Annotated in this window: 3 protein-coding genes; all 3 read left to right on the top strand. The window is 29.8% G+C overall.

Annotated elements, in window-relative coordinates:
• On the top strand, positions 1-2,309 hold a 2,309-nt coding region (locus AB1Z17_RS08120; RefSeq protein ID WP_368051301.1), incomplete at its 5' end, for an FAD-binding and (Fe-S)-binding domain-containing protein.
• Positions 2,309-3,322, top strand: a complete 1,014-nt coding sequence (locus AB1Z17_RS08115) for a dipeptide epimerase (protein WP_368051300.1) — start codon at positions 2,309-2,311, stop codon at positions 3,320-3,322. The genes AB1Z17_RS08120 and AB1Z17_RS08115, both read left to right, overlap by 1 nt.
• Before the next feature lie 13 nt (positions 3,323-3,335).
• The coding region (locus AB1Z17_RS08110) for a glycoside hydrolase family 3 N-terminal domain-containing protein (RefSeq protein WP_368051298.1) at positions 3,336-5,962 on the top strand (2,627 nt) is incomplete at its 3' end.

Below are 5,962 nucleotides of genomic sequence, written 5' to 3'. Positions count from 1 at the left end.
TTAATGAATTAAATAACAAAGCTACACAGCAAGAAATAAAAAAAGAATTTCCTAAAAAAAGTATTCATAGAAGAAATAACGGTTACCCAATTGATGAGCTTTTAAATTATAAAGGTTTTGGCGGTACAGACAAAACCATAAATTTAGCAACATTATTAACAGGAAGCGAAGGTACATTAACATTTACAACTGAAATCACATTACAATTAGATACGGTTCCTCCTTCAAAAAATATAATGGTGGCAGCTCATTTCAATAGCATTCAAGAAAGTATGGAAGCTGTTGTAATTGCAATGAAGCACAATTTATTCACCTGTGAATTAATGGATAAAACCATTTTAGATTGTACTAAAAATAACAGAGAACAATTAAAAAACAGGTTTTTTGTTGAAAGTGATCCAAAAGCAATATTAATGCTCGAAATCTGTACAGATTCAGAAACTGAATCCAACAAATTAGCTGATGATTTAATTGAAGATTTACAATCAAAAAATTTAGGTTTTGCATTTCCTAAATTAGCAAATACCGATATCGATAAAGCTGTAAACTTACGTAAAGCTGGTTTGGGTTTATTAGGTAATATAGTGGGCGATAATAAAGCTGTAGCTTGCATTGAAGATACTGCTGTAAAATTAAAAGACCTGCCAAATTATATTGCTGAATTTACTAAAATGATGAAAGATTTTGGACAGGAAGCTGTTTATTATGCACATGCAGGTGCTGGAGAACTGCATTTACGTCCAATCTTAAATTTAAAAAAACAAGAAGATGTAGTTTTATTTAGAGAAATTACAACTAAAACAGCAGCATTAGTAAAAAAATATGGTGGTTCATTTAGTGGAGAACATGGTGATGGTATTGTAAGAGCTGAATTTATTCCACTAATGATTGGCTCTAAAAATTACGAACTCTTAAAACGCATAAAACACACTTTCGACCCAAACAACATATTTAATAAAGGGAAAATTGTAGATCCTTTTCCTATGGATAAAAATTTGCGTTATGTTATTAATAGAAAAGAACCTAAAATTGAAACCATACAAGATTTTTCTGATAGTTTAGGTATTTTAAGAGCCGCAGAAAAATGTAATGGATCTGGTGATTGTAGAAAACTTCCAGAAGCTGGAGGAACTATGTGTCCTAGTTACCGAGCAACACGTAACGAAAAAGACACCACACGAGCTAGAGCAAATACACTTCGTGAATTTTTAACAAATTCCGACCAACAAAATAAATTTAATCATAAAGAATTATACGATGTTTTTGACCTATGTTTAAGCTGCAAAGCATGTGCAAGTGAATGTCCAAGTAATGTGGACATAGCAGCTCTAAAAGCTGAATTTCTACATCAATATTATAAAGAAAATGGTGTTCCTTTTAGAACCAAAATGTTTGCAGAAAATGTAAAATGGAATAAGTTAGGGAGCCTCACTCCTACTATTACTAACTTAGTTTTAAACACAAAACTTACAAAAAAAATAATGGGAATTGCTTCAGAAAGAAGCATTCCAAAATTAGCAAAAACAACGGTTTATAGCTGGTACAAAAAGCATAAAAAAAGGCTTTTAGCGCAACCCACAAAATTTAGTGAGTTATACTTATTTGTTGATGAATTCTCCAACTATTACGATGCAAACATTGGTATTGATACTATTGAATTATTAACAAAACTTGGTTATAAAGTAATTATTACAAAACACGAAGAAAGCGGTAGGAGTTTTATTTCAAAAGGTATTTTAGATAAAGCTAAAGAAAAAGCTGATTTTAATGTAGAATTTTTTAAAAATAGCATTTCCAAAGAAACACCTTTAGTTGGCATGGAACCTTCTGCAATTTTAACTTTTAGAGATGAGTATTTAAGGTTAGCAGATGATAAAGTAGCTGCTAAAAAAATTTCTAAGCACACTTTTACTATTGAAGAATTTATTAAACAAGAATTTGAAAAAGGTAATATTAATGCAAACAGTTTTACAACAAAAAAAGCAACATTAAAAATACACGGTCACTGTCAACAAAAATCTTTAAGTAGCACCGAACCTACATTTAGAATGTTGTCAATTCCTAAAAACTATAATGTAACCATTATAAATTCTGGCTGTTGCGGGATGGCAGGCTCTTTTGGATACGAAAAAGAACATTATAAAATAAGTATGCAGGTTGGGGAAGATACATTGTTTCCTAAAATTAGAAACACGGATAAAAACACAGTAATTGTAGCCTCCGGTACAAGTTGTAGGCACCAAATTAAAGATGGAACTCAGGTAATTTCTAAACATCCAATAACAATTTTAAAAGAGGCATTGCTGTAATGAAACTAATTACGCACACATATAATTTAAAATTAAAACACCCATTTACAATATCTAGAGGAACAAGAACCGAAATTTCTTCAATAATTGTAGAACTTAATCACAATGGTATTTCAGGATTTGGAGAAGCAACTGCTAACCCATATTACAATACAACAACTGAACAATTTAAAGCCGAATTATTAGAAAAACATACTATTATAGAAAATTTTTCAGATAAAACTCCTGAAGAATTTTGGAGCTATTTATTTCAATATTTTAAAAATAATATGTTCTTATTGTGTGCTATTGATGAAGCCTACACTGATTTATACACACGTTTAAAAAAACTTAAGTTGTATCAATATTGGAATTTTAACCTTGAAAACATTCCTAAAACTAATTATACAATTGGCATCGACTCCATTGAAAATATGGTTTTAAAAATGAAAGAAAAACCTTGGCCTATTTATAAAATTAAATTAGGAACCAAAGATGATATTCAAATTGTTACGGAATTAAGAAAAAATTCAAATTCAATATTTAGAATTGACGCTAATTGTGGGTGGAATCCAACAGAAACTATCAAAAACTCTATAGAATTAAAAAAATTAGGTGTAGAGTTTATAGAGCAACCACTCCCAGCAAATAATTGGAGTGGCTCAAAAGTAGTATATGAAAATTCACATTTACCAGTTATTGCAGATGAAAGTTGTATTGTTGAAAGTGATGTAAAAAAATGCCATAATCATTTTCATGGAGTAAATATAAAATTAATGAAATGTGGAGGTTTAACACCTGCAAAAAGAATGCTAACAAAAGCTAAATCTTTAGGCCTAAAAACCATGGTTGGCTGTATGACAGAATCTTCCGTTGGTATTTCTGCAATTGCACATTTAACTCCTATTTTAGATTATGTAGATATGGATGGTGCTTTATTATTAAAAAATGATATTGCTAAAGGAGTTACATTACATAATGGAACTATTAAATTTTCAAAATTAAACGGAACTGGTGTTCTGTTAAACGTATAAAACCTATGTTAAAATGAAAAAAATATTAATTGCAAGCCTATTCTTATTGCTAACTAAAAGTTACGGACAACAAATTGATCCTTTGGTAACTTATGATATTGAAAACCAAGATAAATGGGTTGAAAATATAATGAATAAGTTAACTTTAGATGAAAAGATTGGCCAACTATTTATGATTCAAGCCTATTCAAATAAAGATAGAAAACACAAAGCTTACATAAAAAGAATGATTAAAAAGTACGATGTTGGTGGATTAATCTTTATGCAAGGAACTCCCGAAAAACAAGCCGAATTAACAAATAGTTTTCAGTCCACTTCTAAAATTCCTTTATTAATTGGTTTTGATGGAGAATGGGGCCTAAACATGCGATTGCAAAACTCGTTTCGTTACCCTTGGAATATGACACTTGGAGCTGTTCAAAACAATAAATTAATAGAACAATTTGGTGAGCAATTAGGTGAACACTGTAAAAGAATTGGAATTCATATAAATTTTGCTCCTGTAGTTGATATTAACACAAATCCTGAAAATCCAATTATAGGAAATCGCTCTTTTGGTGAAAACAAACACAATGTTACAAATAAGGCAATTGCATTTACTAATGGAATGCAACGTGTAGGAGTTTTAGCAAATGCTAAACATTTTCCTGGTCACGGAGATACTTCAACTGACTCACATAAAACACTTCCTTTTTTAGATTTCAGCATAGAAAGACTAGATTCACTTGAATTATTTCCTTATAAAGAATTATTTAAAACCAATTTAGCTAGTGTAATGGTGGCACATTTAAATGTACCTGCATTAGAAACTAAACCAGGTGTTCCAACATCTATCTCCTATAAAGTTATAACAGAACTTTTAAAAGAAAAAATGGGATTTAATGGATTAATTTTTACCGATGCATTAAATATGAAAGGTGCCGCAAATTATGCAAAACCTGGAGACATTGATTTGGCCGCTTTTTTAGCTGGAAATGACATGTTATTAATTCCTGAAGATGTAAAAGCCGCAGTAAAAAAATTAAAATCAGGAATTAAAAATAATCTTTTTACTGAAGAACGCCTTAACGAGTCTGTAAGAAAGATCTTAAAGGCTAAGTATTGGGCTGGTTTAAACAATTTTCAAACTTTAAAAGAAACAGGTATTCAAGAAGATATTATTACTCCAAAAGACAAAGTATTATATAATACTTTAATGAAAGAAGCAATAACACTTGTTCAAAATAAAAAAGCTATTTTACCTATTAAAGATTTGGCTAGCACAAAAATTGCTTATGTTAAACTAGGGGATTCAGATAATTTCGATTTTACAAATACCCTGAAAAAATACACACAAGTTGACATAATTTCTGAAGATAATTTAACCGAATTACTTAAAAAATTAGAGGCTTATAATACCGTAATTATTGGGTATCATAAATCTAACGAAAACCCTTGGAAAAGTTTTAAAATGAGTGAAAAAGAACTTACTTGGCTTCAAGAAATTTCTAAAAAAAATAACGTAATTTTTAACGTTTTTGCAAATCCTTACACACTTTTAGACATTAAAGATTTCAATCAAATAGAATCGGTTTTGGTTTCATATCAAAATAGTAAAGCATCACAAGAAATTTCAGCTCAAATAATTTTTGGGGCCCTAGAAGCTAAAGGAAAATTACCTGTTTCAATTCATAAAATATTTCCAGAAGGAACAGGAATAACTACTTCAAACTTAATGAGGTTATCTTATACGTTACCCGAAGAAATAGATATGGATAGTAAATTACTTTCAAAAATAGACTCTTTAACAACTATGGTAGTAGATTCTACAATGGCTCCTGGAGGCCAAGTATTGGTTGCTCGCTATGGAAAAGTTGTGTATCACAAAAGTTTCGGTTACCATACTTACGATAAAAAACAAAAAGTAAAATTAACCGATTTATACGATTTAGCTTCTGTTACAAAAATTTTAGGAGGACTTCCAATGATTATGAAAAGTGAAGAAATGGGGTTATTTAATTTAGAAACTAGTCTTGGTAAATTTTTACCTTATTTAAAAGGCTCTAATAAAGACACCATAACTATGAAAGAAGCCTTATCTCATGTTGGAAAAATAAAACCTTGGATTCCTTATTATTTAGAAACTGTTGATAGCATTTCAAAAATTCCATTTAGTAATTTATACAGAACTTCTAAAAGTAAAGAATTTCCTATTAAAGTAGCTGAAAACTTATATTTAATAAATTCATACACCGATTCTATTTATAAAAAAATTGCCGAAGTTCCACAACTTACCGAAGAAGGTTATAAGTACAGTGGCTTACTTTTTTATCTATTTAAAAAATATCTTAAAGATACGTTTCATAAAGAAATGGATGAATTAAACAATGAAAATTTCTATAAACCACTGGGTGCAGAAACTTTAATGTATAACCCATTAGACAAATTTAATGCAACTGAAATAGCTCCTACAGAGATTGATAATTATTACAGACACCAAACTTTAATAGGTAACGTACACGATATGGGAGCTGCAATGATGAACGGTGTAAGTGGAAATGCAGGATTGTTTTCAAATTCTAATGATGTTGCTAAAATTATGCAAATGTACTTGCAAAAAGGCTATTATGGAGGTAAAAGGTATTTTGAAAGTAAAACAAT

The sequence above is a fragment of the Lutibacter sp. genome (genome assembly GCF_040883305.1).
Lineage (GTDB): Bacteria > Bacteroidota > Bacteroidia > Flavobacteriales > Flavobacteriaceae > Lutibacter.
Note: the sequence above shows the minus strand (reverse complement) of the source record. Positions and strands in the feature narration are given on the sequence as shown.

What these genes read in the sequence shown, in the direction of transcription:
- AB1Z17_RS08115 (WP_368051300.1), top strand. Translation starts at nt 2,309, where the DNA reads ATGAAACTAATTACGCACACATATAATTTAAAATTAAAACACCCATTT.